The 26647-nt window shown below is 69.7% G+C and carries 25 protein-coding genes and 1 pseudogene; 15 read left to right on the top strand and 11 right to left on the bottom strand.

What is annotated here, in order from left to right:
• Positions 1 to 6: 6 nt before the first annotated feature.
• The gene (locus NQK81_RS42140; protein WP_257485950.1) at positions 7 to 870 is read left to right on the top strand and encodes a sigma-70 family RNA polymerase sigma factor; all 864 of its coding nucleotides are present in this window, start codon (positions 7 to 9) and stop codon (positions 868 to 870) included.
• Positions 871 to 1215: 345 nt separating this feature from the next.
• Here NQK81_RS42140 and NQK81_RS42145 read toward each other — a convergent pair whose 3' ends face one another.
• Positions 1216 to 2460 carry an HNH endonuclease signature motif containing protein gene (locus tag NQK81_RS42145; RefSeq protein WP_257485951.1) on the bottom strand — a complete coding sequence of 415 codons (1245 nt, stop codon included), beginning with the start codon at positions 2458 to 2460 and terminating at the stop codon, positions 1216 to 1218.
• 141 nt (positions 2461 to 2601) lie between these two features.
• Positions 2602 to 3090 carry a GNAT family N-acetyltransferase gene (locus NQK81_RS42150; protein ID WP_257485952.1) on the bottom strand — a complete coding sequence of 163 codons (489 nt, stop codon included), beginning with the start codon at positions 3088 to 3090 and terminating at the stop codon, positions 2602 to 2604.
• Positions 3091 to 3189: 99 nt separating this feature from the next.
• Between NQK81_RS42150 and NQK81_RS42155 the strand changes: the two genes are divergently transcribed.
• Positions 3190 to 3966: a cyclase family protein gene (locus NQK81_RS42155; RefSeq protein ID WP_126737660.1), complete on the top strand. Its 777-nt coding sequence runs from the start codon at positions 3190 to 3192 to the stop codon at positions 3964 to 3966.
• Positions 3963 to 5570 (top strand): thiamine pyrophosphate-binding protein, encoded by a 1608-nt coding sequence (locus NQK81_RS42160; RefSeq protein ID WP_257485953.1) that lies wholly within the window; start codon positions 3963 to 3965, stop codon positions 5568 to 5570. The genes NQK81_RS42155 and NQK81_RS42160 overlap by 4 nt, the downstream gene beginning before the upstream one ends.
• 5 nt (positions 5571 to 5575) lie before the next feature.
• Here NQK81_RS42160 and NQK81_RS42165 read toward each other — a convergent pair whose 3' ends face one another.
• Genes NQK81_RS42165 through NQK81_RS42175 form a run of 3 tightly spaced genes read right to left on the bottom strand, consistent with a single transcriptional unit; the run spans position 5576 to position 9494 of the window.
• Positions 5576 to 6838, bottom strand: coding sequence for a class I SAM-dependent methyltransferase (locus tag NQK81_RS42165; protein WP_126737658.1), 1263 nt, complete (start codon positions 6836 to 6838; stop codon positions 5576 to 5578).
• A 26-nt stretch (positions 6839 to 6864) separates the two neighbouring features.
• Positions 6865 to 8247, bottom strand: a complete 1383-nt coding sequence (locus tag NQK81_RS42170; protein ID WP_371878838.1) for an FAD-binding oxidoreductase — start codon at positions 8245 to 8247, stop codon at positions 6865 to 6867.
• 38 nt (positions 8248 to 8285) lie between these two features.
• Positions 8286 to 9494, bottom strand: coding sequence for an SGNH/GDSL hydrolase family protein (locus NQK81_RS42175; protein WP_257485954.1), 1209 nt, complete (start codon positions 9492 to 9494; stop codon positions 8286 to 8288).
• Between the two features lie 113 nt (positions 9495 to 9607).
• Here NQK81_RS42175 and NQK81_RS42180 point away from each other — a divergent pair, with 113 nt between their 5' ends.
• The 4 genes from NQK81_RS42180 to NQK81_RS42195 all read left to right on the top strand — a co-directional run bounded on the left by NQK81_RS42180 (position 9608) and on the right by NQK81_RS42195 (position 14828).
• Entirely contained in the window at positions 9608 to 9979 is a 372-nt protein-coding gene (locus NQK81_RS42180; RefSeq protein ID WP_192741754.1) for an MmcQ/YjbR family DNA-binding protein, read from the top strand.
• A gap of 120 nt (positions 9980 to 10099) precedes the next feature.
• Complete coding sequence (locus tag NQK81_RS42185; RefSeq protein WP_257485955.1) at positions 10100 to 11266, top strand: sensor histidine kinase; 1167 nt, start codon at positions 10100 to 10102, stop codon at positions 11264 to 11266.
• Positions 11263 to 11925, top strand: a complete 663-nt coding sequence (locus NQK81_RS42190) for a response regulator (RefSeq protein ID WP_257485956.1) — start codon at positions 11263 to 11265, stop codon at positions 11923 to 11925. Before NQK81_RS42185 ends, NQK81_RS42190 begins: the two co-directional genes overlap by 4 nt.
• Complete coding sequence (locus NQK81_RS42195) at positions 11925 to 14828, top strand: AfsR/SARP family transcriptional regulator (RefSeq protein ID WP_257485957.1); 2904 nt, start codon at positions 11925 to 11927, stop codon at positions 14826 to 14828. Before NQK81_RS42190 ends, NQK81_RS42195 begins: the two co-directional genes overlap by 1 nt.
• Here NQK81_RS42195 and NQK81_RS42200 read toward each other — a convergent pair.
• Complete coding sequence (locus NQK81_RS42200) at positions 14800 to 15240, bottom strand: hypothetical protein (RefSeq protein ID WP_257485958.1); 441 nt, start codon at positions 15238 to 15240, stop codon at positions 14800 to 14802. The two genes, NQK81_RS42195 and NQK81_RS42200, sit on opposite strands and share 29 nt — an antisense overlap.
• A 142-nt stretch (positions 15241 to 15382) precedes the next feature.
• On the opposite strand from NQK81_RS42200, the pseudogene NQK81_RS45490 reads away from it, so the two are divergent.
• From NQK81_RS45490 to NQK81_RS42215, 4 genes and pseudogenes are all read left to right on the top strand, one after another.
• Positions 15383 to 15580 (top strand): annotated as a pseudogene (locus NQK81_RS45490) (hypothetical protein); the annotation flags it as partial.
• A gap of 77 nt (positions 15581 to 15657) precedes the next feature.
• Positions 15658 to 16491, top strand: coding sequence for a class I SAM-dependent methyltransferase (locus NQK81_RS42205; RefSeq protein WP_257485959.1), 834 nt, complete (start codon positions 15658 to 15660; stop codon positions 16489 to 16491).
• Complete coding sequence (locus NQK81_RS42210; RefSeq protein ID WP_257485960.1) at positions 16491 to 17102, top strand: TetR/AcrR family transcriptional regulator; 612 nt, start codon at positions 16491 to 16493, stop codon at positions 17100 to 17102. The genes NQK81_RS42205 and NQK81_RS42210 overlap by 1 nt, the downstream gene beginning before the upstream one ends.
• 90 nt (positions 17103 to 17192) lie before the next feature.
• Positions 17193 to 17654 (top strand): ATP-binding protein, encoded by a 462-nt coding sequence (locus tag NQK81_RS42215; protein WP_257485961.1) that lies wholly within the window; start codon positions 17193 to 17195, stop codon positions 17652 to 17654.
• Positions 17655 to 17660: 6 nt separating this feature from the next.
• Here the strand turns inward: NQK81_RS42215 and NQK81_RS42220 are convergent, their stop codons facing one another.
• Both NQK81_RS42220 and NQK81_RS42225 read right to left on the bottom strand, forming a co-directional pair.
• Complete coding sequence (locus NQK81_RS42220; RefSeq protein WP_257485962.1) at positions 17661 to 19016, bottom strand: MFS transporter; 1356 nt, start codon at positions 19014 to 19016, stop codon at positions 17661 to 17663.
• 84 nt (positions 19017 to 19100) lie between these two features.
• Complete coding sequence (locus NQK81_RS42225; protein WP_257485963.1) at positions 19101 to 19709, bottom strand: TetR/AcrR family transcriptional regulator; 609 nt, start codon at positions 19707 to 19709, stop codon at positions 19101 to 19103.
• Positions 19710 to 19797: 88 nt separating this feature from the next.
• On the opposite strand from NQK81_RS42225, the gene NQK81_RS42230 reads away from it, so the two are divergent.
• A complete protein-coding gene (locus NQK81_RS42230; RefSeq protein WP_192741770.1) occupies positions 19798 to 20847 on the top strand; it encodes an NAD(P)-dependent alcohol dehydrogenase in 1050 nt (349 codons plus the stop codon).
• Between the two features lie 225 nt (positions 20848 to 21072).
• On the opposite strand, the gene NQK81_RS42235 is transcribed toward NQK81_RS42230, so the two are convergent.
• Positions 21073 to 21942 carry a CPBP family intramembrane glutamic endopeptidase gene (locus NQK81_RS42235; RefSeq protein WP_257485964.1) on the bottom strand — a complete coding sequence of 290 codons (870 nt, stop codon included), beginning with the start codon at positions 21940 to 21942 and terminating at the stop codon, positions 21073 to 21075.
• Positions 21943 to 21994: 52 nt separating this feature from the next.
• On the bottom strand, positions 21995 to 22564 hold the full coding sequence (locus NQK81_RS42240; protein WP_257485965.1) for a TetR/AcrR family transcriptional regulator: 570 nt from the start codon (positions 22562 to 22564) through the stop codon (positions 21995 to 21997).
• Positions 22565 to 22638: 74 nt separating this feature from the next.
• Between NQK81_RS42240 and NQK81_RS42245 the strand changes: the two genes are divergently transcribed.
• Entirely contained in the window at positions 22639 to 24378 is a 1740-nt protein-coding gene (locus NQK81_RS42245; protein WP_257485966.1) for an ABC transporter ATP-binding protein, read from the top strand.
• A 4-nt stretch (positions 24379 to 24382) separates the two neighbouring features.
• Here NQK81_RS42245 and NQK81_RS42250 read toward each other — a convergent pair whose 3' ends face one another.
• Complete coding sequence (locus tag NQK81_RS42250) at positions 24383 to 25138, bottom strand: zf-HC2 domain-containing protein (RefSeq protein ID WP_257485967.1); 756 nt, start codon at positions 25136 to 25138, stop codon at positions 24383 to 24385.
• Between the two features lie 66 nt (positions 25139 to 25204).
• Here NQK81_RS42250 and NQK81_RS42255 point away from each other — a divergent pair, with 66 nt between their 5' ends.
• A complete protein-coding gene (locus NQK81_RS42255; RefSeq protein ID WP_257485968.1) occupies positions 25205 to 25885 on the top strand; it encodes a TetR/AcrR family transcriptional regulator in 681 nt (226 codons plus the stop codon).
• A gap of 55 nt (positions 25886 to 25940) precedes the next feature.
• Complete coding sequence (locus NQK81_RS42260; RefSeq protein ID WP_257485969.1) at positions 25941 to 26621, top strand: GNAT family N-acetyltransferase; 681 nt, start codon at positions 25941 to 25943, stop codon at positions 26619 to 26621.
• Positions 26622 to 26647 lie beyond the last annotated feature (26 nt).

The raw sequence follows: 26647 nt of genomic DNA on the forward strand, positions 1-26647 counted from the left end.
TGAGCCGTGGATCGGCTGACTGAACGTTTCGAGGAACACCGGACCAGGCTGCGGGCGGTGGCGTACCGGATGCTGGGTTCGGTCAGCGAGGCCGAAGACGCCGTCCAGGAGACGTGGCTGCGGCTCGACCGCACCGACGCGGCGGAGATCGAGAACCTCGGTGGCTGGCTGACCACGGTGGTGGCGCGGGTGTGCCTGAACGTGCTGCGCTCGCGCGATCACCGGCGGGAAGAACCGCTCGACGACCGGCTCGCCGAACCGATCGACGCCGCGGCCGATCCCGCCGCCGACGCGGTGCTCGCCGACTCGGTCGGGCTGGCGATGCTGGTCGTCCTGGACACACTCGCGCCGGCCGAACGGCTCGCGTTCGTCCTGCACGACATGTTCGCGGTGCCGTTCGACGAGATCGCCCCGCTGATCGACCGCACCCCGGCCGCCGCCCGGCAACTCGCGAGCCGCGCCCGGCGCCGCGTCCAGGGCCGTTCCGTCGCTACGGAACCGGACGTCGCGCGACGGCGCCAAGTCGTCGACGCCTACCTGACCGCGGCCCGCGGCGGCGACTTCGCGGCGCTCCTCGAACTCCTGCACCCCGACGTCGTCCTCCGCGCCGACAAGGCGGCAGGCCCCTCGCGCGAGCCGATCTTCCTGCGGGGCGCCAATGTAGTGGCTCGTGGCGCGGCCGCGGCTTCGGTGCGGGCGGCGGTCACTCAGCTCGCGCTGGTGAACGGCGGCATCGGTCTCGTGATGGCCGACGAGGGACGGCCTTCGGTGGTGCTCGCGTTCGCCTTCGTGGACGGGAAGATCAGCGAGATCGACGTCATCGCGGATCGGGAACGGTTGGTGGGGCTGGATTTGGTGATGGTGGACTGAGCCGGGTCGCGGTGCGTGATGACTTCAAGCGGACGCGGCGGTGGGCTGAGATCCGCGAATGGTGCGATGACTTCCGGTGCCAAGCACGGACACCGTCGCTGACGGAGTGCCAAGGGTCCGACGTGATCGACAGTCCGCCGCCGGCGATACAGCAGGAAGGCCGGAAGGGGATCATCGGCTCGCTCAGTACGAATGTTCCTAGCCGGTTTCGGGTCATCTATCGCGACAACGCACATGACGGCCCGTCGACCTCGGGAAGCGGCTGGCGGGCCTGTCGGAGGACGTTCGACTGAACGCGGGCATGCCGAAGGGCCCGTCGCCGGTGGTGCGGCGGGCTCTTCGGTTTCAGCGGTGGTTGCGGCGTGGGGTTTGTAGCGGGTCGAGGTATTGGGGTGGGATGAATTCGGGTCGGCCGTTGGTGATTTGGACTTTCCAGCCGGATTGTCCGTGGATGACCATGTGGTGGTAGCGGCAGAGTAGGCAGAGGTTGTTCAGGTCGGTGTCGCCGAGTTGGCCCCACGGCAAAATATGGTGGGCTTCGCAGTGTTTGGGTTTGCGGTGGCAGCCGGGGAAGGCGCAGCCGTGGTCGCGGAGGTTCAGGGCGCGGCGTTGGGCGGGGGTGACGCTGCGGGTGGCGCGGCCGATGTCGAGGGGTTCGCTGTCGGAGCCGAGGACGGCGGGGATGATTTTCGCGTCGCAGGCGAGCATCCGCGCGTGCCGTGCGGTGATCTGGGAGACCTCGTCGATGCAGGCGGACCCGAGTCCGGAGGTCAGGGTCTCCAGCGGGATGGTGACCACCACCGTCGTTCGGTCCCCGGACAACGTAGGCGCCTTCTCGTTGGTCATGGCGTAGTGGATGGCGTCGAACAAGGCGTCGCCGTGGCGTTCGCCGGGGGTGCGGGGGTCGCGGTTGCCGTCTTCGTCGATGGGTCTTCGTTGTCCCCAGGTGTCGAACAGGGCGTTGACCCGGGCGCCGAATTCGGGGTCCAGTAAGCCGTTCAATCGCCACCAGCCATCGTCGCGTTTCCGGAGATGGACCTCACGTGACGGTGGTTTGAGGTCGTCGTCTTTGGGTTCGTTGCCGTCGGGGTCCAGGTGCGCCAGCAGGTCGGCGCCGACGTTGGTGATCTCCTGGGGGCCGGCGTGGCGGGCCAGGGTCACCAGGATCTGTTCCGCGCCGGACCGGTCCTCGGCCGACACCTCGGCGGGGATTTTCTTCAGCACGGCGAGGATCGGGTCGAGTTGCTGGTGCCCGAGGTCGCCTTCCGCGGCGGCGGCTCCGGCGATGGGCGCGAAGGCGGGTGCGGGGGTGCCGTCGAGGTTGCGGCCCTCGTTTACCGCCAGCGCTCGCGTCACGGTGTCGCTGGCTTCTTTCGGGGTGATGCGGGCGGTTTCGGCGAACCAGCCCGCCGTCGATCCGTGTCCGAAGAGTTCCATCGGGCCGCGCGATTCGATCTCGACCAGGTACTGCCCGGCCTCCGCCAACGCCTGTCGTGCCACCGACAACCGCTCGACCACACCGTGCGCGAGCTCGCGCGCACCGGCACGCCACAACTCGTGCGGCGGTTCGAGGATTCGTTGACTGGACACCCCGCAAGATTACCAGAAATCGAACAGGTGTGCGAATATGAAAAGTGCTCCAGAAACGGTTTCGTATTCTAGTGGTGGCCGAGATGGGACAACTCGCTCTTGTTGAGAAGAAAGGGAAATGCGAAGACCGGCAGCGCCATGTCATGAGCCGGACAGTGACCCAAGGCGCAGCACGGTTTCTTCGATCTCGGCACCCCTGGCGGACGCGTAGGCCGTCTCGGTGCCGATGACACTGAAGCCCGCCTTCTGCAGGACCCGAAGCGACCCGAGATTGTCGCTGGCGGCGCGCGCGTACAAAGGCCGGACCTCGACCATGTCCAAAAAGAGCGCGAGTGCTCGGCTGGCGATTCCCCGACCCCAAACCGAACGGTCGATCCAGTAGGTGATTTCGGCGTCGCCGTCCACGAAGAACCTGCCGATGGTGCCGAGGAATCGTCCGTCACCCGTCACCGCGCGCAGGATGAGATCCGGTGAATTCCTCAACCTCGTCATGTGCAGGTCGAAGGCTTCGCGATCGTCGGGGTCCCTGGCGATGAAAGCGGCCATCCGGACCGACTCGGGGTCACGCATCAGCTCGAACAACGTGTCGAGGTCACGATCCTCGACCGGCCGCAGTGCCACCTGGACCATCGATCTCCTCCTCAGCGTATCGGCGACGTCCCCGGCAGCCATCAAACCCTAAATCCGCTTAAAGTGACCGAAGACGCCGCAGCCATCCGGGAGGCACGCATGTCGTTGTTGGCCCAGCTGAACACCGCGATCACCACGGGCACGATCGAGGTCGTCGACCTCACCGCCCCGCTGAGCGCGAGCACCCCGATCCTCCAATTGCCGGAGCCGTTCGCGAACACGATCCCGTTCGGCCTGGAGGAGATCAGCCGCTACGACGAACGCGGGCCGCGCTGGTACTGGAACAACATCCACACCGGCGAGCACACCGGCACCCACCTCGACGTTCCCGTGCACTGGGTGTCGGGAAAGGACGGCCACGACGTCTCCGAGGTGCCGTTGCGCACGCTGGTCGCCCCGGCCGTGGTGCTCGACGCGACGGCCCGCGCGGCCGAAGACCCGGACTTCCTGCTCTCCATAGAAGACATCCGTGAGTGGGAGCGGGTGAACGGGCCGCTTCCCGACGGTGGCTGGCTGCTCTACCGCACGGGCTGGGACGCCCGTTCGCATGATCAGGAGGCCTTCCTCAACAACGACGAGAACGGTCCGCATTCGCCGGGCGTCTCGGCGGAGTGCGCCCGCTGGCTCGCGGAGGAGGCGCCGATCACCGGGTTCGGGGTGGAGACCGTGGGCACCGACGCGGGGCAGGCGCTGGCTCTGGAACCTGCCTTCCCTTGCCACGAACTCCTTCTGGGCGCGGGAAAGCACGGCCTGACCCAGTTGAGGAACCTCGCGAGCCTGCCGCCCACTGGATCGCTACTGGTCGTCAGCCCACTCCCGATCGTCGGCGGTTCCGGCAGCCCCGCCAGGGTGTACGCGCTGGTCGAACGGGCATGAACGTCGCGGAGCTGGTCGGCCGCACGCTGGCGGAACTCGGGGTGGGCGCGGCGTTCGGGGTGGTGGGCAGCGGCAATTTCGAGGCCACCAACGGATTGCGCTCCGGCGGGGTGCGGTTCGTCGCGGCGCGGCACGAGGGCGGCGCGGCGAGTATGGCCGACGCGTACGCGCGGATGAGCGGCCGTGTGTCGGTGCTGAGTGTCCATCAGGGCTGCGGTCTGACCAACGCGCTCACCGGGATCACCGAGGCCGCCAAGAGCCGGACACCGATGATCGTCCTGGCCGGCGATACCGCGGCGTCGTCGGTGTTGTCGAACTTCCGGGTGGACCAGGACGCGCTCGCGGCAGCCATCGGCGCCGTTCCGGAACGCGTGCATGGCGCGCGTACCGCGGTCGCCGACACCGTCCGCGCCTACCGGACGGCGGTGCAGCAGCGCCGTACGGTCCTGCTCAACCTGCCGCTCGACGTCCAAGTCCAGGAAGCGCCCGAGGCGGTCCGAATCCCGAAGGTCCCCGGTCCGGCGCCGGTCCGGCCCGACGCCGAGGCGGTGGCGAAGCTGGCCGACTTCCTTGTCGAAGCGCGGCGGCCGGTGTTCATCGCCGGTCGCGGTGCCCGGGCGAGTGCCACACCCCTCAAGGCGCTCGCGGAAGTGTCCGGCGCGCTGCTGGCGACCTCGGCGGTGGCGCACGGCCTCTTCCACGACGATCCCTTCTCGATCGGGATCGCGGGCGGCTTTTCGTCGCCATCGGCAGCGGACCTCATCAAAGACGCCGACCTCGTGATCGGCTGGGGCTGCGCGCTGAACATGTGGACCACCCGGCACGGCACGCTCCTCGGCCCGGACGCGAGGCTGGTCCAGGTCGACGTCGACCAGGCCGCGCTCGGCGCGCACCGGCCGATCGAACTGGGCGTGGTCGGCGACGTCACCAGCACGGCCGTCGACGTTCGCGCCGAACTCGACAGACGTGGCCACCACGCCCAGAGGCAACGAACCGGCACAAGATGGAACGACGTGCCGTATAACGACCTATCCGGCGGCGGGAGGATCGATCCGCGCACGCTCAGCCGCCGTCTCGACGAGATCCTGCCGGCCGAACGGGTGGTCTCGATCGACTCCGGCAACTTCACGGGCTATCCGAGTGCGTACCTGTCCGTTCCCGACGAGAACGGTTTCTGCTTCACCCAGGCGTTCCAAAGTATCGGGCTCGGTCTCGGCACGGCGATCGGCGCGGCGCTGGCGCGGCCGGACAGGCTACCGGTGCTCGGCGTCGGCGACGGCGGGTTCCACATGGCCGTCTCGGAACTGGAAACCGCCGTACGGCTCCAAATCCCGCTCGTCGTCATCGTCTACAACGACGCGGCGTACGGCGCCGAGATCCACCATTTCGGCGACGCGGACATGACCACGGTCAGGTTCCCCGACACCGATATCGCGGCGATCGGCCGCGGTTTCGGCTGTGCCGGGGTCACCGTGCGGTCGGTCGAGGATCTCGGCGCCGTCAAGGAATGGCTCGACGGACCAAGGGACGCGCCGCTCGTCGTCGACGCCAAGATCGCCGACGACGGCGGCTCGTGGTGGCTCGCCGAAGCCTTCCGGCATTGAGTCCGCTAAACGCCCCAGTCCGGCCTCAGCGGCATGCCCGAGTCGCCGTCCGGACCGACCTTCACCCCGAGCACCTGGTGCAGTTCGATCTCCCGCCGCTCGAAGGCGAGGCGGCACGCGGCCATGTACAACGCCCAGACTCGGCTCCGCCCGGCGCCCGCTTCGGCGACGGCCGCGTCCCAGTTCGCGTCGAGGTTGGCGCACCACGCGCCGAGGGTGGTGGCGTAGTGCTCGCGGAGGTTCTCCGAATGCCGCACCTCGAGCCCGCTGTCGTGCATCGCGGTGGCGATCTCGCCGACCGCCTCCAGTTCGCCGTCGGGGAACACGTATCGGTCGATGAACCCGCGCGACCGGTGCGCCACGGAGGTGTCCGGGTTGGTGATGCAGTGGTTCAGCAACCGCCCGTGCGGCTTCAGTTTCCCGGCGAGGAAACGGAAGTACGACGGCAGATTGCGGGCGCCGATATGCTCGGTGAGGCCGATCGACGACACCGCGTCGAAACCCGTTTCGGTGACGTCGCGGTAGTCGAGATGCCGTACCTCGGCCTTGTCCGCGAGCCCCTTGGTCACGATGTCCTTCTGCGCCCATTGCGCCTGTTCGCGCGAGAGGGTGACGCCCAGCGCCTCGACGCCGTAGTTCGCGACGGCGTGCTCGACCATCCCGCCCCAGCCGCAGCCGACGTCCAGCAGCCGCATCCCCGGCCGGAGGCCGAGTTTCCGGCACACCAGGTCGAATTTGTGCGCCTGTGCCTCTTCCAGCGAGGCGTCGGCGGACGGATACGCGGCGCAGGTGTAGGCCATCGACGGCCCGAGCACCAGTTCGTAGAACCGGTTCGAGACGTCGTAGTGGTTCGAGATCGCGTTGCTGTCGCGTGCTTTCGAGTGGCGTAGGCCGTCGAAGACGCGCTTGGCCCGGCTCGGCAGCTCCTCGGCGGGCGGGGCGACGCGGCGCAGATGTGTGGGGCCGAGTTTGCGCAGCAGCCACAACCGGTCGGCGGCGCTGAGCTGATCGACCTGGGAAACGAGCGCGCGCAACGCCGTGTAGAGGTCGCCGTCGACGTCGAGCGCGCCGGCGACGTAGGCCCGCGCGAGACCGAGGTCGCCTGGCGACGACATCAGATACGTCAACGCCAGCGGCGACCGCACTTCGATCGTCACGGGCGCGTCGGCGGGCCCGCTCGTGCTGCCGTCGTAGGCCGTGATGGACACTTCGGTGCTCGGGCCGAGCAACCGCTCGAAGATCTCGCCGACGGTCGTCGTCTCAGCCATGGTCGTCTCTCTTCTTCCGGCCCGGGTCACCGCCGCCGCACGCATTTCGCGTACAGGTCGAGCAGTCGGCCGTCGGGGTCGTAGGCCGTCTTCAGTTTCCGGTAGGCGTCGCCGTTGTACAGCCGCCAGAACTCGTCCTCGGTATAGAAACTGTCGGAATACAGCGACTTCCGCCCGCCGAGCCGGGTCACTTCGGCCTCGATCAGCCGATTGTGCGTATCCGGTGCCTCGCCGGGGTCCAACGGGACCGCGGACCAGAACCCGAAGTTGACGTACAGCGTTTCGGGGTCCAGTTCGTACAGCGGCGAGTTCACGCCGCCCGGCCGCTGCTTCAGCGGGCAGATCCACACCGGGCTGATCGGGATCTCGCGGCGGAAGAAGTCCAGGAACTCCGCGGCCCGCGACTGCGGCACTTCGATGTCCTGGACGATGGTCTCTTCCGGGGGAAGCCGGCGCAGCTTGAGCAGTTTCGCGGCGATCCCGAACCGGCGGTCGAGCGCCACGACCTTCCAGTAGACCGAAGACCGCAGCAGCCGCCTGCCCAGCAGCAGCCGGGGGAGCCGGTGCTGCACGCCGAACGCCCGCGAGCACCAGAACCAGTCCGTGTCCCAGCGCCACAGGTAGTCCCGGACGCTCAGATGGTCGGTCTCGCGGGAGCGGATCGACTTGTAGTAGATGTCGAGCCAAGTGTAATCGCTGGTCGCGGGCGCCGAGGTGGTGAACGTACCCAGGGTCAGGTACTGCTCGCCCGGCCCGAAGACCGTGCCGTCCACGAAGTCGGCCGAACCGTCACGGCAGGCTTCGCCGAGCGCCGTGAAGTACTCCTCGGTGTTCTCGTACCGGACGTGGTGGAGCCGCACGTACGGTTTGACCGGCTCCAGTTCGATCTTCAGCCGCAGCGCGTAGCCGAGCGTCCCATACGAGTTCGGGAAGCCGTGGAACAGGTCGCTGTGCTCGTTGTCGGGCCGCGCGACGACGATCCTGCCGTCACCGGTGAGCAGCTCCATCTCCAGCACCGACTCGTGCACGAGTCCGTTGCGGAACGAGGACGACTCGATGCCGAGGCCGGTGACCGCGCCGCCGAGCGTGATCGTCTTGAGCTGCGGCACGACCAGCGGCATCAGTCCGTGGGGCAGGGTCGCGTCCACCAGCTGCTCGTAGGTGACCATCCCTTCGACGTCGGCCGTGCGCGCCAGGGGATCGACGTCGAGCACATGCGTGAATCCCGAGACGTCCAGCCCCGGGGTGGTGGTCGCCGTCCGTGCCCGGAACAGGTTCGACGTCCGCTTCGCCAGCCGGATCGTCCCGTGGAGATCCGCGAGCTGTGCGCGGAGCGTTTCGGCGCGCGCTTCGTGTTCGGCGAACCGGACCAGCCGCGCCGTCTCCCGGATACCGCTGTCGCTCGCCATCAGTTCATCGTGCCCCACGGAACCGCCTGGCGCAGCCCTTATTCGTGCCGGAGGCGGTGCAGCGGGACGGCGTCCGCCATGGCGGTGAAGCCCTTGTCGCCGGGATGGAGGTGATCGCCGGAGTCGTATTCGGGTTTCATCCGCTGCGGGTCGGCGGGATCGCGGATCACCGCGTCGAAGTCGATGTAGCCGTCGAAGAGCCTGCTGGTCCGGATGAACCGGTTCACCGCCTGCCGGGTCTCTTCGAGCTGCGGCGTGTACGAACCCCAGCCCTTCCACGGGGTGATCGTCGCGCCCAGCACCCGCAGACCGCGGTCGTGCGCCCTCGTCGCGATCTGCTTCAGCGCCGAGATGATCTTGTCCGGATCGGCCTGGTGCGGGGTCTGCTGGATGTCGTTGATGCCCTCGAACACGATCGCCGTCCGCACGCCGGACTGGTTCAGGACGTCCCGATCGAGCCTGGCCAGCGCGTTGACCCCGTAGTTGCCGCCGTCGAGCAGCAGCCGGTTCCCGCTGATCCCGGCGTTGAGCACGCCGAGGCGCGCGCTGATCTTGTCGGCGAGCTGATCGGGCCAGCGCAGGTTCGCGCCCCAGGTCGAATACGCCCCGTCGGTGATCGAATCGCCGATCGCCACGACACTGCCCCGCAACCCGGCGCCGCGGACGTCCACTCCGGACACGTAGTGCCAGACAGCGGTCTTCTCCGGGAACGCGGCCGCCGACTCGTCGGCCGCCTTGTCGCCGTTCCGGGTGAAGTACGAGTTCTGCATCGCCAGCGGGTGGTACGTGACCGGGCCCGACGGCTCCGGGGTGTACGTGGTCACCAGGAGGTCGCCGTCCCTCGGCACGGTCAGCGGCGCGCCGTCACTGACGACGTCGGCGCCCGGCGGCACGGTGACCTCGCGATCCCCGCCGAAGGTCAGCGTGCGCATCGTGCCGGGTACGGCCTGCGGGGTGTCCGGACCCGCGGCGACCGCGACGGTCACCCGCCCGAACAGCACCGGCGTCCGGCCGAAGGCGTTGGACAGCCGCACGCGGACCTCGTGCCCGCCGGCGCTGGTGTGCACGATGTTGCGGATCGAGAAGTTCGGATACCCGTTGTCGGTCCCGGCCACTCCGGCCGCGGGCGCCGCCGCCCAGGTGCCCACCCAGCCGCTGGTGGCCGTGCCCTCCACTTGGGCCGTCGCGGCGCCCGGCACCAGACCCAGCGCCAGGATTCCCGCGATGGCGAAATACTTCACGCGCATGTCGGTTCGCCTCCACCCAGTCGGCTCCACTCATCGTCAATGAATCACCGACGGCCGGTCAACGGCCCGGACAGGACAGGTTTCTGTCGGTGGGCGCGGTTAGCCTGAACGCCATGAAACCTGCCGCGCTCGCGAAGCTCTGCCTAGGCCTCCCCGGCGCCCGGGAGGAGTTCCCGTTCGGTGAGGACATCAACGTGTTCAAGGTCGCGGGCAAGGTCTTCGCGCTCGGCCCGCTCAAGGCGAAGCCGCTGCGGATCAGTCTCAAATGCGAGCCCGATCTGGCGGTCCGGCTGCGCGCGGAGCATCCGGCGATCATCCCGGGGTACCACCTGAACAAACGACATTGGAACACCGTCGAGCTGGACGGCTCGCTGACCGACGACTTCGTGCGGGAGATGATCGAGGACTCCTACGACCTCGTCGTCGCGGGCCTGCCGAAACGAGAACAGGAGAAACTGAACTGGGTGGCGCTCAGCCAGGAATGACCGGCCCGGGTTTCATCCGGATTTCATCCCGCCGTGCTCGCCCGGCCTCCTACCGTGGGCGGAGACGGGTGCCGCCCGCCGCACGATGACTCGCTCACCGGGACTTCCTAGGCTGATCCCGTGCTGGAGATCTTGCGGGACCGGTTCCGGGCACGGGTGCAGGCGAGCCTCACCCGGGCCGGGCTGACCCTGCCGTGGTGGGGGGCGTTGTGCGCGAGCGCGGTGAGCTTCGTGTTCACGGCGGTCGCGCTGGTGCAACGGGACGCCCTGCTGCCGCCCGAGCCGATCGCGCTGGCCGGCCTGATCGTGATCGCGCCGTCGCTGATCTGGGCGGCCACCGACTGGATCATGCCGTGGGTGCGGATGACGGCGCTGATCATCGCGGCCTCGGTGCTGCTCGTCGAGCCCGTGCTGCCGGATTTCGCGCCGTTGCTGCTGCTGGTCGCGGCCACCGAGGCGGGCAGTGTCCTGCGGACGACGTGGGGGATCGCCCTCGTCACGGTCGCGGGCGAGGCGGTCCTGGTCGTGGCGGGGATCTGGGGCGGGCTGATCGGCGGGCCGGTGTACATGGTCGCGATCCTGCTCGGCCTCAGCGGCGGGCTCATGGTCCGCTGGTACACCAGGGTGCTGGACGCCGAACGCGGCAACCGGGACGCCTCCCGCGACAAGGCGCTGCTCGCCGAACGGCAGCGCATCGCGCGTGAGGTGCACGACGTCGTCGGCCATTCGCTCAGCATCACGCTGCTGCACCTGACCGGCGCCCGGCACGCGCTGCAGCAGGACCGCGACGTCGACGAGGCGATCGAAGCGCTCACCGAAGCCGAGCAGGTGGGACGGGCCGCGATGGCCGACATCCGCCGCACGGTCGGCCTGCTCGCCGACTCCCCGTCGGGCAGCGCCCCGCTCCCGGGGGTGGAGGACATCGCCACGCTGGTGGAACGCACTCGCAGCGCCGGGCTGGCGGTGCGCTATACACAGGAAGGCGACCTCGGCCGGGTAGGCGCCTCGGAAGGATTGGGCCTCTACCGGATCGTGCAGGAATCACTGGTCAACGTCGTCAAACACGCCCCCGGCGCGACCGCGGAGGTCCGGCTGAACGCCGGCCGTTCGGGGTTGAAGCTCACCGTCAGCAACACCCTTCCCGCGACCGTCCGGCGCGCGGCGGAGGACGGTTCGGGACTGGCAGGGATGGCCGTCCGCGCCGCCCAGCTCGGTGCCGATCTCAGTGCCGGGCCCAGTGGCAGGCAGTGGATCGTGCAGGTCACCGTGCCGGGGGTCAAACCGTGACCGCCGCCGAGATCCAGGTGCTGCTGGTCGACGACCAGGAGCTGGTCCGGTCCGGGCTGCGGCGCATCCTGCGCCGTCGCGACGGGTTCGTCATCGCGGGGGAATGCGGCGACGGCTCGGAGGTGCCGTCGGCGCTGGCCGCGCACGAGGTCGACGTCATCGTGATGGACCTGCGGATGAAGAACGTCGGCGGGGTCGAGGCGACCAGGCGGCTGCGGCGGTCCGGCGGGCATCCGCCGGTGCTCGCGCTGACCACCTTCGACGACGACAACCTCCTGGCCGACGCGCTGCGCGCGGGCGCGGCCGGGTACGTACTCAAGGATTCACCGGCCGAGGACCTGATCCGGGCCGTGCGGGCGGTCGCCGCGGGCGACGCCTGGCTCGACCCCGGCGTCACCGGGCGGGTGCTCGCCGCGTACCGGCAGGCCGCCGGGAACGGCAGCGGCGGGCGTTCACCGGAACTGCTGACCCCGAGGGAGCAGGACGTGCTCAGGGCGATCGGCCGCGGGCTGACCAACGCGGAGATCGCCGCGGCCCTCGTCATCTCGGAGGTGACCGTGAAAAGCCATATCGGCCGGATCTTCACCAAACTCCAGTTGCGGGATCGGGCGGCGGCGATCGTGTACGCGTTCGACCACGGGATCGTGGTGCCGGGCTGATGCGCAACGATGGGGGGATCATGCCGGACTCGCGACTTCGCTTCGAACTGCTCGGCCCGTTGCGGGCCTGGCACGGGGAGACCCGGCTGGATCTGGGGCCGGTCCGGCAGCAGGCCGTGCTGGCCGCGCTGCTGCTGCGCCCGGACGTGACGGTCAGCCACTACGAACTCACCGACGGGCTCTGGGAAAAGCCGCCGGAGTCGAACGTGCTGCCGGTGTACGTCCGGCGGCTGCGGCAATGCCTGGACACCTCGGGCCAGAAACCGAGGGACTCGGTGATCGTGTCCGATCGCGGCGGTTACCGGTTCGCCAGCGGCGGGGTCCGGCTGGACGTGGTCCGGCTGGAGGAGGTCGCCGCCGTCGCGGCCGCCGCCGAGGAGTCGGGTGACCTCGTCTCCGCGGTCGACACCTTCGCCGACGCGCTCCGGCTGTTCCACGGCGAGCCGCTGACGGGGCTGCCCGGCGCGTTCGTCCAGGGGGAGCGGCGACGGCTGGAGGAACGCCGGCTTCTGTTGCTGCGCCGGAAACTGCGGGCCCAGCTGAAGCTCGGGCGGTTCGACGAGGTGATCGGCGAGCTGTCGGCGCTGGTGTCCGCCGATCCGCCGAGTGAGCCGCTGGCCGCGTTGCTGATGCGGGCGCTCTACGGCGGCGGGCGGCAGGCGGAGGCGCTGGAGGTGTTCACCGACGTCCGCGAGCGGCTGATCGAGCAGCTCGGCGTCGAGCCGGGCGAGGAGCTGCGGCAGGTGCAGGAGGCGGTGCTGCGCGGGGACGAGGCGCTCCTCGGCGTCGCGCCGCGCCGGGAGCCGTCCCGCCGGATCCGCAACGAACTGCCCGCTGTCAACGGCGAACTCGTCGGCAGGGACCGGGAACTCGCGCTGCTCGTCGAAGGCGGCGATCCGGAGTCCGTCTCGGTCGACGCCGTCGACGGTGTCCCCGGCGCCGGGAAGACCACGCTCGCGGTGCGCGCGGCACACAAGCTCCGTGAGTCCTATCCGGACGGTGCGTTGTTCGTGGATCTCCACGGCTACACCGAAGGCCGCGAGCCGGTGACGCCGGAGCGCGCGCTGCGGCGGTTGCTGCGCGCGGTCGGGGTCGAGGACGGGGCGATGCCGGACGATCTCGACGAGCTGGCCGCGTCGTGGCGGGCGGCGACCGCGCAGCTGCGGTTGCTGCTGGTGCTCGACAACGCCGAGTCGGCCGGTCAGGTGCGGCCGCTGCTGCCGTCCGGGCCGGGCAGCCGCGTGCTGGTGACCAGCCGCCGCCGTCTGTCCGGGTTGGACGCCGACCGCCGGGTTTCCCTCGGCGCGCTGGGCCTCGAAGCGGCCGAACGGCTGCTCGGGCGCATCGTGGGGGCACCGAGGGCGGAGGGGGAGCGGTTCGCCGTGCGCGCCCTCGCCGGGCTGTGCGGGCGGCTGCCGCTCGCACTGCGGATCGCGGGCGCCCGGTTGCAGAACCGTCCGATGTGGACGTTCAAGGACCTGGTCGACCGGATGTCGGACGACGAGCGCAGGCTCGGCGAACTGACGGCCGAGGATCGCAGTGTCGAGGTGGCACTGCGCCTGTCGTACGAACAGCTGAGGCCCGCCGAGCAGACCGCGTTCAGCGTGCTCGGCCTGTCGCCGACGACGGAGTTCGACCGGCTGACGGTCGCCGCCCTGCTGGACAGCTCGCCCGCCGAAGCCGAGCGGCAGCTGGAAAGCCTGGTCGACGCCAGCCTCGTGCAGGAGCCCGCGAGCGGCCGCTACCGGCTGCACGATCTGGTAGCGGTCTACGCCCGGCGGCTCGCCGGGGAAATGCCCGAGGAGGACGCCGAAGCGGCCCGGAAACGGGTGTACGGGCTGTACCTCAGCGCCGCTCGCCGGGCGAGCGAATGGGGTGTGGCGCGATTCCCGGTGGAGACCGGGGGACCGTTCACCGGGCAGCGTGACGCTTCCGCCTGGCTCGACGCGGCCGGCGACCTGCCGGAGGTGGTGTCGCAAGCGGCCGAAGCCGGGCTGGACGACCTCGCGTGCTCGGTCGCCGAAGGCCTGGTCGACTATCTCGCGCGTCAGCAGCGGTACCACGAATGCCGGACGGCGTTGCAGGTCGCGCTGCCGCTCGCCGAAGAGGCCGAAGACGAACGCCTGGTCTCGTCGCTGCGGTTCTGCCTTGGCTACGCCTATGCCATGCAAGGGCAACTCGACCGGGCGCGCGGCTGGTTCGACGACGCGCTGCGGGCCGGGCAGGCCTCGGGTGACCGCGGAGTGGAGGCGCGGGCGCTCGGCGGGCTCACCATGGCGGATCTCATCGCCGGGCGGCACGATCTCGCCATCCCCGGGATGCGGCGGGTGATGGTCCTCGCCGAGGAGGTGGGGGACCAATGGCTCGCCGAACGGTCGCTGTCCGCCCTGGGGTATCTCGCGTACCTGCAAGGCGAGCACGAGGAAGCGCTCGGCCACCTCGGTCGCGCTCGCGAGCTGAGCGAGGAGATCGGCAGCCCTGGGATGCTGGCCAGGGTGCTGTGCCACTGCGGCACCGTCCGGCTGGAGACCGGCAGCTTCGCCGAAGCCGCACTGGATTTCCGGCGCTCCGTCGAACTCGCCGAGGAGACCACGGACGGCCTGCTGACCGCCACCAGTCTCGCCAGGCTGGGCGCCGCGGAACTGGAGCTGGGGAATCTCGACGCCGCCTTCGAGCTCCAGCGGCGGGCGCTGACGGCGGTCACCGAGGAGACGATCGCCGGGATGGAGTCCGAAATCCGCAACCGGCTCGGCCGTACCCATCTCGCCGCGGGTGATCCGGTGGCCGCCAGGGAACACTTCGAGTGGGTGCTCACCACCATCGGCCCCGACGGTGATCCCCTGCAGCGCACTCTCGCACTGGAAGGTCTGGACCTCACCAGACAGTCGGCACGCCGGCGTTGATGATCGTGAAGCGGTGCCCCGCCATGCTCGTCTTCCAACGCGCGAAGTAGGCGTCGGCGGCGTCGGCCAGGTGCACCCCGGCGCGGACCTCGTGGACGACGCAAGCCCACTCCGCGCCGTCGCACAGCACCAGCTCCCGCGGTGCCCCGCGCTTGCGGAGCACGGACGCACATAGGGCTCCGCGCCTGCCGATGCTGCCGTCGTCAAGGCGGCGACGGAGGTCTTCGACGGCGTGGGCGGCGGTCTCGAACAACGTCCAGCGGTACTTCGGCGACGGGCGGCCGTCGGCCCACGGCGTGGCGAACGCGGCCCAGCTCCAGCCCGGTCCGACGAGCCCGTCCCGTTCCCCGGGACTCGGCGTGTCGTCCCTGGGCACCACCATGTTGTACGGGGTCCGGCTCGCCGGGCTCATGCACGTCTCCTCGTGGACCTCCGGCCCGCGGCCGCGGATCGGTGCCGGAACCGTAAAGCGGAGCCATGAAATCCCGATGAAACGAGCTCCCGGTCGACTCGTCCCCTGGCGGTCACCAAGGTCGTGAAGGCCTCCTTCCTTAGTTCAACGGCTGGCGGACCGGGTTTCGGCGGTCTTCGTGCCGATCGTGATCGCGCTCGCCGTCGGCACGCTGATGTTCTGGCTCGGTACCGGCGGTTCGGTGGCGGCGGCGTTCACCGCCCGGAAGCCGCGATGGCCTTCAGCTCGGTCTTCGTGGTGTTCAACAGCCTGCGCCTGCGCGGGTTCCGGAGCATCACCGCTTGACGAGCGGACCAGACCTCCTCCAGTATGAACAAGCGTTCATGAACGCACGTTCATAACGGAGGAGGTTCTGGTATGTCCGGCATCGTCAACACCGCGCAGTCGGAGGCGTGGAACGGCTACGAGGGACGGCATTGGGCCGAGCACGACGAGCGCTACGACGCGGTGAACAGCGGGTTCAACGAGTTCCTGTTCGAGGCCGCCGGAATCGGCGAGCGGGACCGCGTGCTCGACATCGGCTGCGGCAACGGGCAGGTCACCCGGCTCGCCGCCGTCCGTGCTCCGCTCGGGGCAGCGACCGGGATCGACCTGTCCGCGCCGATGCTCGCGACGGCGCGGGCGCGCGCGGAGGCCGAAGGTGTCGCGAACGTGGCGTTCGAGCAGGGCGACGTCCAGGTCTTCCCGTTCGGGGACGGCGTTTTCGACGTCGCGCTCAGCCGGTTCGCGGTGACGTTCTTCGCCGATCCGGTCGCCGCTTTCGCCAACGTGCGCCGCGCGATGCGACCCGGTGGGAAGCTCGCCTTTCTGTGCATGACCGCGCTCGCCGGAACCGATCTCGGTGCCGTTTTCGGTGCACTGGCACCGTTTCTGCCGACCCCGACCGGCGAGGACGGTACGGGGCCGACGGCGTTCGCCGACCCGGCGCGGATCCGCTCGGTGCTGACCGGCGCTGGATTCCTAGATGTCGCCTGCGACCGGGTCGAAGCGGACCAGGTCTGGGGGAGCGATGTTCCCGACGCGGCCGGGTTCATCGCGGACTGGGGGCCGGTGAAGTACCACCTCGGCCAGGTGAGCGCCGAAGCGGCGGACAGTGCGCGAGAAGCGCTTTCGGCCGCCCTGCGGCCATTCGAGGGGGCCGGCGGTGTCCGGTTGCGCGGCGCCGCGTGGCTGGTCGGGGCGAAATCCTGATGTCACCGAGAAAAGCGGCGGCCCTGCGGCACACGGAAGACGGCCGGAGCCTGCGCGAGCACTTGATCGATACCGCCGCGGACCTGATCTCCGCGCACGGCACCGCGGAACTCACGGTGCGGGCGATCGCGCGCGCGGCGGGAGTCGCCGATGGCGTGCTGTACAACCATTTCGCCGACAAGGAGGAGTTGCTGGCCGACGCTTTGGCGGAGCACGTACGGAGAGCGGAAGCCGGGCTCGGCGAGCTTCCCGAGCCCGGTTCGGCTACGGTCGAGGCCAATCTTCGCGCCCAGCTGGCGTACGGGTTGGCTCTGCACAAGGAGATCCTGCCCGCGTTCGCCGGCCTGCTCGCCCGTCCCGTCGTGCTCGCGCGGTTCGGCGAACGGGCGGGCGACGGCGAGACCTGGCGCGATCGTCTCACCGGATACCTGCGAGCGGAAAAGGAACTCGGCAGGCTCGACGGCGATGTCGGGGCGGCGGCGGCCATGCTGGTCGGCGTCTGCCATGAGACGGTGCTCTCCGGTCTGCTTCCGCACGGCCCGGCCATGACCACTTCGCCGGAGGTGGAAGCCGTGGTCAGGACGGTGCTGGAGGGTATCGCGGTCCGATGACCTCCGGCACGGGTTGATCGGCGGACGTTCTGGGTAACCCGATTGTGCGACTTCAGCAGGGAGGCCGCGCGCGACGGGAAGGGTGGCTCCATGATCAGTATCGCGGAGCATCCGGTGCCGGGAACCTGGGTGCTTGACCTGCGAGCCACGACGCCGCGGGCGTTGCCGGACATGCGTGCCTGGGTGGTCAGATGCCTTCCCGATCTCGGCGAGGGGCACCGCGACGACGTCCTGCTCGCCGCGACGGAACTCGTCGCCAACGCCTACGTGCACGGGGGTGGCGCACGCCACATCCAGTTGTGGCGTGGCGTGACACCCTGCGCGGTGCGCATCGAGGTCGCGGACGTCAGTGTCGAGCAGCCCCGGGCGCGGTATTCGCAGATCGAGGATCCCCGCGGGCGCGGACTGCTCGTCGTCGACGGAGTGGCCGTGCAATGGGGCGTCCGGCGTGAGCCCGTGCGAGGCGGGAAGATCGTCTGGGCCCACATCCGGTGCGACGGCCGGTGTCCGGAAGCGCTCCCGCGCGTGCGCACGAGGCGCTCCCGGAACTGACCGGACTCAGACCGCGCGGCGCGCAGTGAGCAGGCCGAGCGCGGAGACCGCCGCGAAACCGAACAACAGCCACCTCGCCGACGCGACCACCGAGGTGCCGCCGAAGTTGACCAGCAACCCGGCGACGGCCGCGCCGAACGCGGTCGACATCGTCAGGATCGTCGCGATCGCGGCCGCCGCCTGCCCGCCCTCGCCGTCCGGGGCGGAGGTCATCGCCGCGACGGACAGATGAGGCATCGCGATGCCGATTCCGGTGCCACCGAGGAAGAGCACCGGCAGCCAGGCGAGCACGACAGGTAGCGACGGCTGCTCGGTCTGCATCAGCCCCAGCAGCGCGAATCCCGCCGCGAGGCAGACGGGCCCGGCCAGGACCAGCCGTCGTGTCTTACGCGCGGAAGCGCTGACGAGCTGGCTCACCGACCAGCCCAGGGACAGCGCGGCGGCGAAGAATCCCGCCGCCGCGGGCGGAAGGCCGCCCAGCCGCTGGCCGAACAGCGGCAAGAACGTCTCCACCGCGACGCCGGACGCCAGCACCATGATGGTCAGGTAGATCCACCGCGGCCGTGAACCCCGCCGGTAGACCGAAGCGGGCAGAACACCTGCCACCGCACGGTTTTCCGTCACCAGGAACGCGCCGACGAGCACGAGACCCAGTGCGATGAAGGCGGCCATCGCGAGGACGTCGGACAGGATCCCGGCCACGCTCACCGCCCCGGCGGCGCCGACGATCAGCGACAGCGAAACGACCGGGACCGGCGGCGACTGCGCCGGGCGTTCGACGGCGGGAAGCGCGCGGGGCACGAAGATCGCCAGCACACCCGCGGCCACCGCGAGGATCGCGAACGCCGCCCGCCACGAACCGAACTGTGCCGCGAAACCGCCGAGCGCGGGACCCGCGAAGTTGCCCACTCCGAACATCGCGGAGATCAGGGCGCTGCCCCGGCTCCACAGCCGAGGCGGCAACGCCGAATGGATCAGGGCGAAGCCGAGCCCGGTCAGCAGGCCGGCGCCGAGCCCCTGTGTCCCGCGCCCGATCAGGAGGATCGGCATCGACGGGCTCGCCGCGCACAGGACCGAGCCGGCGGCGAAGACACCGAAACCGATCAGATAGGAAGCCTTGCCGCCGAAGCGGGAAAGGGCCTGGCCCACCAGCATGGTCGCGACGACCTGGGCGACCAGGAACGCCGTCATGGTCCAGGCGTACAGCGGCCGCCCGCCGATGTCCTGGACGGCGGTCGGCAGGAGACTCGCCGCCACGTAGATGGTGATCGCGCCGACGAGCACGCCGCCCGCCAGCACCGCCGACGTGCTCGTATGGCGGCCCAATTCCCGCCACGATCCGACTTCTTGCCCGATGCTCACGCGGTTCTCCTTGTCGTCGAAAGGATTGCGCTTCGCATCCTGTCGGCGCGGGGAGCCCCGGTAATCGGACAAATCGGACGTGAATCACGTCACATTCTTCGTGCGGCCTTCGATGGCGGCGCGGGCGGCCTCGATCGACTTCCGGACGACGACTTCCGTGGAGTAGCCCTGTTTCTTGAAGACGCCGTCGAGGTAGAACGTGCCGTAACCGTGTGCCTGGGTGAACAGCTGCTCCATCAGTTCGAGCCCGTCCTGCGGCCGGTCCGCGACGGTCAGGCAGAGCATGACGAACTGGTCGGTCAGGCGGCGGGTCTGCTCGTGCAGTGCGGCGTGCTCAGGGCCCTGCAAGCCGTCCGAGTAGATGATGTTCATCCCGGCGCGGCGTTCGATGAGGTACTCCGTGTACGCGCCGGCGGCCGCGGCGAGCGCGGCGACGGGTTCGCTCTCGGCCTCGATGGCTTTCTGCACCCTGTCGGCCAGTTGGCAGGCGACGGTGGCCGCGAGCGCGGCCAGCAGGCTCTCCTTGTCCGGGAAGTGCCGATAGGGCGCGCCCGGGCTGACCTTCGAGCGCCTGGCGACCTCGGCGACCGAGAACGCGCCGAGTCCCTGTTCGGCGATCAGGTCCAGCGAGACCCGCACGAGTTCGGCGCGAAGGTCGCCGTGATGGTACTTGCCGCCCATGTCGTGGATCACACCGTCCCGGTCGGGGAATATGTAAGAGCCCTCTTACGCTAGTTGTAAGTGACCTCTTACATGGTCTCACTGTTTCTCGGAGGGTTTCATGACGACGACCACGCACGCCATCGCCGCGCCGTCCCCGGGCGCCGCACTGTCGCCGACGACGATCGAGCGTCGCGACCTGCGTCCGGACGACGTGCTGATCGACATCGCGTACGCGGGGATCTGCCACAGCGACATCCACCAGGTGAAGGAGGACTGGGGCAGCGCGATCTTCCCGATGGTGCCCGGTCACGAGATCGCCGGCGTCGTCGCCGCGGTCGGCTCCGATGTGACGAAGTACCAGGTCGGTGACCGCGTCGGGGTCGGCTGCATGGTCGATTCCTGTGGTGAGTGCGAATACTGCCTGGCGGGCACGGAGCAGTTCTGCGTCAAGGGCAACATCCAGACCTACAACGGTGTCGGCTTCGACGGCGAGAACACCTACGGCGGCTACAGCCGCCAGATCGTCGTGAAGGACTCCTTCGTCTGCCGTATCCCGGAAGGCATCGGCCTCGACGTCGCCGCCCCGCTGCTGTGCGCGGGCATCACCACCTACTCGCCGCTGAACCGCTGGGGCGCCGGGCCGGGCAAGAAGGTCGCCGTCGTCGGCCTCGGCGGACTCGGCCACATGGCGGTCAAGATCGCGGTCGCCATGGGCGCCGAGGTCACCGTGCTCAGCCAGAGCCTGAAGAAGCAGGAGGACGGCCTGAAGCTGGGTGCGAAGGACTACTTCGCGACCGGCGACGCGTCGACGTTCAAGCAGCTGCGCGGCCGCTTCGACCTGATCCTCAACACCGTTTCCGCGACGCTGCCCGTCGACTCCTACCTCGGCATGCTCCGCGTCGGCGGGGCGATGGTGAACGTCGGCGCGCCCGGCGAACCGTTGTCGTACAACGCCTTCTCGCTGCTCGGCGGGAACAGGGTGCTCGCCGGTTCGATGATCGGCGGGATCGCCGAGACGCAGGAGATGCTCGACTTCTGCGCCGAGCACGGGATCGGTGCGGAGATCGAGACGATCTCGGCCGACCAGGTGAACGTGGCCTACGACCGGGTCGAGAACAGCGACGTCCGGTACCGGTTCGTCATCGACGCGGCGACCATCGGCGCGTGACCTTCCTGCCGTCTCGTGAGTGGTAAGGACGGTTCTAACCGTCCTTGCCACTCACGAGACCCGGCCAGGGGCTGGGCTTGGCCGGCGGGGTTGCGAAAGCCACTTTCGCAACCCCGGCCCGCCGCGCGCCCGACACTGCCCTGGCGACCATGTCGCGAAAGCCACTTTCGCGACGTCTGGTGTCCCGAAAGTGGCTTTCGCGACACCGCCTCCCCGACCCCGCGCTCACATCAGCAGCAGCGGCACGGTGTTCATCGCGGTGTGCGCGGCGATCGGCGCCCAAAGGTTGCGGTAGCGCGACCACAGGTAACCGGTGAACAGACCGAAGAACCCTTGGAACGCCACGATCGCGCCCAGGGTGAGCGGAAGCGACCCCTGTCCGTGCGTCGGCAGATGCAGCCACGCGAACAGCAGCGCCGCCAGGAGGATTCCCGGCCACCGCCCGAAAAGCGCCTCCAGCCGGGTCTGCAGCATGCCGCGGAAGAAGACCTCTTCGAGGACGTTCGCGGTGAAGAACGTCAGGGTGGCGCCGACCGCCAGGTATACGGGGTCGGGGTAATCCTCCGAGGTGGGGAGCGGCGGCGCGAGCGGGCCGAGGACGTAGAGCCAGCCGAACACGAGCACCGCCGGGATCGGCGCGAGCCATCGCCAGGTCTGCCGGGGCCACCACGTGAGCCGGAACGGATCGGGTTCCCCGCGTGTGCGCAGGAGAATCAACGGCAGTACAAGGAACACGAGCGGCTTGGCGAGCGCCCAGATGTCGCGGACCAGCCCCTGGTGTCCCGCCGCCGAAACCACGAACAACGCCAGCGGCCACAGGAAGGCGATGAGAGCCAGGGCCATCGCCTGCTTTCGGAGCCTGCGCCGGTTGGGCACGCCGGGGAGCAGGTTCGGCGCGTGGAGCGGGATCCCGTGGACCAGCAGGATCCCGGCCAGCGCCGGAATCAGCGCTCCGGTAAGGGAAAGCGCCTTGTCCGAATCCGCGGACGGCTTGATCGTGTCGTGCCCGGTCGCCAGCAGCAGCGCCGGTGCGGCCACGAACACCGCGAGCCCGCCGAAGAGAATTCCCCAGGCGGGTACCGGTTTTTCTGTCATCGGGACAGGATCTTCGAAGACGGGCGAGTCCGCGTCATCACTTCGGAGGACTTCAGCCGACCGCGATGACCTTTTCCAGGCTGCGCAGGCACAACGTGAGTGCCTCGTGCTTCGGTGTCTTGTCGCGCACCAGTTCCCACGCCGTGTAGAGCATGCTCCAGAGCAGCTGCAGCAACCACTCCTTCGTCATCGCCGGATCGATCGAGCCCTCGGCGTGCCCGCGTTCGATGAGCCGGAGCAGGCGGCGGTCGTCGTCGCTCTCTTCCGTCCATTCTGGTCGGGTCACCAGATCCGGCATGGTGAACAGCAGCTGGAAGATGTCGGCGTGCTCGAAGTACTCCTGGCACAACCGCGCCAGCACGGCGGGGACCGGGCCGTCGTCGAGCCTGGCCCGCTGAGTGCTCAGGGAGATCTTGTCGAGGGCGTCGTGACTGATCGCGTCGATCAGGTCCGAACGCTCCGCGAAGTACCGGTGCACCGTGGTGCGCCCGACGTTCGCCGCCGCCGCGATGTCGGCCAGCGATGCGCCCGGTTGCTTGGTCAACGTCTCGATGGCCGCGTCCAGGATCGCGCGCCGGGTCCTCGCCCGGACACCCGTCTCGGTGACCACACCCTCACTCATGGCCGGTACCGTACCTCGCTTCCGATATGGAACTCGTTTGACGAGTTTAGAACACTCGTGTTCCATTGAGAACCATGAACACTCCACGATTGAAGGTGCTGTGGTCGTTCGCGAGACCACACAAGGGGGCACTCGCGATCGGCTTGCTGCTAGCCCTGCTCGGTTCGGCGGCCGGCCTCGCCACACCCATGGTCACGAAGTGGGTGCTCGACTCGCTCGGTTCGTCGGCGTCGCTGGCGGGTCCCGTGCTGGCGCTGGCGGGCCTGATGGTGGTCGGCGCGGTGATCTGGCTGGGGCAGTGGATCCTGCTCGGCACGGTCGGCGAGCGGGTGGTGCTGAAGGCGCGGGAGTCGATGGTGCGGCGGTTCTTCCGCGCGACGATCCCCGCGATCACCAAGCGGCCGACGGGGGAGCTGGTCACCCGCGTCACCTCGGACACGGTGCTGTTGCGCGAGGCGGCGTCCTCCAGCGTGATCGGCCTGATCAACGGTGTGGTGATGCTCGTCGGCACCCTGGTGCTGATGAGCGTGCTCGACCCGGTGCTGCTGGGGACGACGGTGGCGGCCGTGCTCGTGGTCATCGCGCTGTTCACGTGGCTGATGCCGGCCATCGCGAAGGAACAGGAGAAGGCGCAGGACCGCGTCGGCCGTCTCGGCGGCGTCCTCGAGGGCGCGCTGCGGGCGATCCGCACGGTGAAGGCCAGCCGCGCCGAAGCCCGGCAGTCCGAGCGGATCCTGGTCGACGCGGAAGCCGCCGCCACGCACGGAGTCCGCGCGGTGCGGCGCGAGGCCGTCGCCTGGGTGGTGGCCTGGACGGGCATTCAGGCCGCGACCCTGGTGATCCTCGGGCTCGGCGCCTGGCGGGTCGACGCGGGCCTGCTCGAGGTGTCGAGCCTCATCGCGTTCCTGCTGTACGCGTTCGCGCTGATGGAGCCGATCACCGAACTGAGCCAGAACATGACCGCGTTGCAGGCGGGGATCGCCGCGGCGGGCCGGATCCGGGAGATGGACGCGCTCGAGGTGGAGGAGGACCAGGCGTCCGCCCGGACGGAGCCGTCAGGGAAACAGGACGGTCCCGTGCTGGAACTGCGCGGGGTGACCGCGGGCTACGGCGGCGATCCGGCACTGCGGGACGTCTCGCTGAAGATCCCGCGACGCGGGCACACCGCGATCGTCGGGCCGTCCGGCGCTGGCAAGACCACGATGCTGTCGCTGATCATGCGGTTCGTGCGGCCGGAGTCGGGCGCGCTGCTGCTGGACGGACGCGAGTACGCGGACCTGCCGTACGCGGACGTGCGGAGCCGGCTGGCCTACGTCGAGCAGGAGACGCCGATCGTGCCGGGGACGATCCGGGAGAACCTGCTCTTCACCCATCCGGACGCGACCGAGGAAGAGGTGCGGCGGGCTCTCGGCGAAGTCCGGCTGAGCGACAAGATCGCCGCGCTCGACGACGGACTGGACACGCCGCTTTCGTCGACGTCGGTGTCCGGCGGGGAACGGCAGCGGATCGCGCTGGCCAGGGCGATCCTGCGCACGCCGGACGTGGTGCTGCTGGACGAGGCGACCGCGCAGGTCGACGGCCGGACCGAGAGCGCGATCCACGACTGCATCCGGCGGCTGGCCCGCGAGGGCGCCGTGGTCACCGTGGCGCACCGGCTGTCCACGGTGATCGACGCGGACACCATCGTGGTGATGGAGGAAGGCCGCGTCCGCGCGAGCGGCAGCCACGAACATCTGCTCGCCACCGACACGCTGTACCGGGAACTGGTGGAGGCGCTGCGGATCGCGGGGGAGGGCGCCCCGGTGCCCGGTTGATCTCCTATGCCGAGACGGCGCGGACACCCGGCGGCATCTCGCGGTTGACCTCGTCGAGCCGGGTGGCGACGGTGCGGCAGGGCTCGCAGTCCGCCAGATGCGCGGTGATCAGGTCCGCCCGGCGGCCCGGCACGCCGCCGCGGAGCCACGCGCCCATCCGGCGCCGGGCTTCCTGGCAGCACGGCGTTCTCGTTTCAGGGACCTGCGCCTGCAGGAACGCCTGGCGGAGTCCTTCGCGGGCTCGAAGGGCCAGAACGGAGGCGCCGTTGGGGGAGACTCCCAACAGCGGGGCGACGACCTTCGGCGAGTCACCTTCGGCTTCGGTTCGCCAAAGCACCGTCCGCCAGCGGCCGGGGAGCGCGCAATAGGCGGTCCAGGCCAGCCGGGCGTTCGAGCGGAGGATGAGGAGTTCGTCGGCGCCCATCGTCCCGGCGGGCTCTTCGACCGCCGGGGTCGTGCCGTACAACTCGACCCGTTTGTGGTGGTGGCTCCATTTGGCCGCGAGATTCCGGATGGTGACCGCGAGATAGGGCCGGAGGTTCTCCCGCGGGCCGCCGCCGTCGCGGATGACGCTCAGGACCCGCACGAAGGCCTCGGCGACGAGGTCGTCCCGCTCGGCGGGCTCGGCGACCCAGCCCGCGGCGATCCGGCGGAGCGGCTCGGCGTGCCGCCGAAACAGGGTCTCGCCGGCGGCGATGTCACCGGCGCGGAAGGCGTCGAGCAGCGTGGCGTCCGCCGTGGTGTCGACGTCTTCCCTCATCGCGGTCTCCCGAAGTAACGGGTACGGCAGTGTACCTGCTAACCGGCCGCCGATAAACTCCGGGGGATGACGCCTGAAGCCGACGTGCCTCGGCCGGACGGCCGCGCGGCGCGCTGGGCGGGACAGCGTGAGCGCCGCCGCCGGGAGTTCGTCGACGCGGCGCTGCGCGCGATCGCCGCGCACGGTCCGGAGGTCTCGACCGAACAGATCGCCGACGAGGCGGGGGTGGCGAGAACACGGGTGTACAAGCATTTCGACGACGCCGCCGACCTGCAGCGCGCGATCGCCGACCGCGCCGTCCGGCTCATCACCGCCGAGCTGGCCCCGCTGTGGGACCCGAGCGGGACGCCGATGCAGCTGATCACCATGGCGGTCGGCGCCCATACCGGCTGGCTCGCCGAATACGGGAACCTCTACCGCTATCTCGCCCGGCATTCACAGGCCGGGCGGCGCGGCGACGCCATCACCGACGTCAAAACGGCGATCGCCCGGCAGCTCACCATCCTGTTCGAGCACTACCTCGACACCTTCGACCTGGACGGCCGGATCGCCGAACCGCTCGCCTTCGGGCTGGTCGGCCTCGTCGACGCGAGTGCCGCGCGCTGGCTGGAGAATCCAGGCGGCCTCGAACTCCCGGAGCTCGCGGGCCAGCTGGTGCGGTGGATCTGGCGGGTCATCGACGACACGCTCCGCGAACGGGGGATCGAACTCGACCCGCATTCACCGCTGCTCGTTCCGGGTGGCTGAGCGCTCAGGATGTGGGAGCGGGAATGAAAGCCGGCCCGTCGGTGTCGGAGCGATCATGGCCACCCCCTTCGACGATCCCGCTTGGGCTTCGCTGACCGGCCCCCACGCCCACTTCGCGGAGCGCTCCGGCCAGGTCCTGCGCTACCAGGTCGACGTCGCGCCGTTCTTCGCCCTGCCGCCGGAACCGGACGACGGCGTGTGGGCAGACGTCGCCGCGCTGGCGGGTCCCGGCCAGACCGTGACCGTCCACAATTCCCTGCCCGTCCCGGCGGACTGGGAGGTCCTCGGCAGGATCGCCGGGGTCCGGCTGGTCGACGTCGCGCTCGAAGCCGCCGAAGATCCCGAAGCGGTCGTGCTGGGGCCGGACGACGTCCCGGAGATGCTGGCGCTGGTCGAACGGACCAAGCCCGGCCCGTTCCGGAAACGGACCATCGAATTGGGGACCTATCTGGGCATCCGGCGCGACGGCGAACTGGTCGCGATGGCGGGGGAACGGATGCACCCACCCGGCTGGACGGAGATCAGCGCCGTCTGCACCGACCCGGCGTATCGCGGCCAAGGGCTGGCGACGCGGCTCATCCGCGCGGTGGCGGCGGGGATCCGGGCACGCGGCGAACGCCCGATGATGCACGCGGCCGCGACCAACACTTCGGCCATCCGCCTGTATCGGTCGATCGGTTTCGAGGTGGAGCCGCGGCCGGACTTCGTGTCGGTCCGCGTTCCGGGCTCCTTGTGAAGTTGCTCTAACGAGGGATTTCAGAA

It is taken from the genome of Amycolatopsis roodepoortensis, from assembly GCF_024628825.1.
In the GTDB taxonomy this organism is placed as follows: Bacteria; Actinomycetota; Actinomycetes; order Mycobacteriales; family Pseudonocardiaceae; genus Amycolatopsis; species Amycolatopsis roodepoortensis.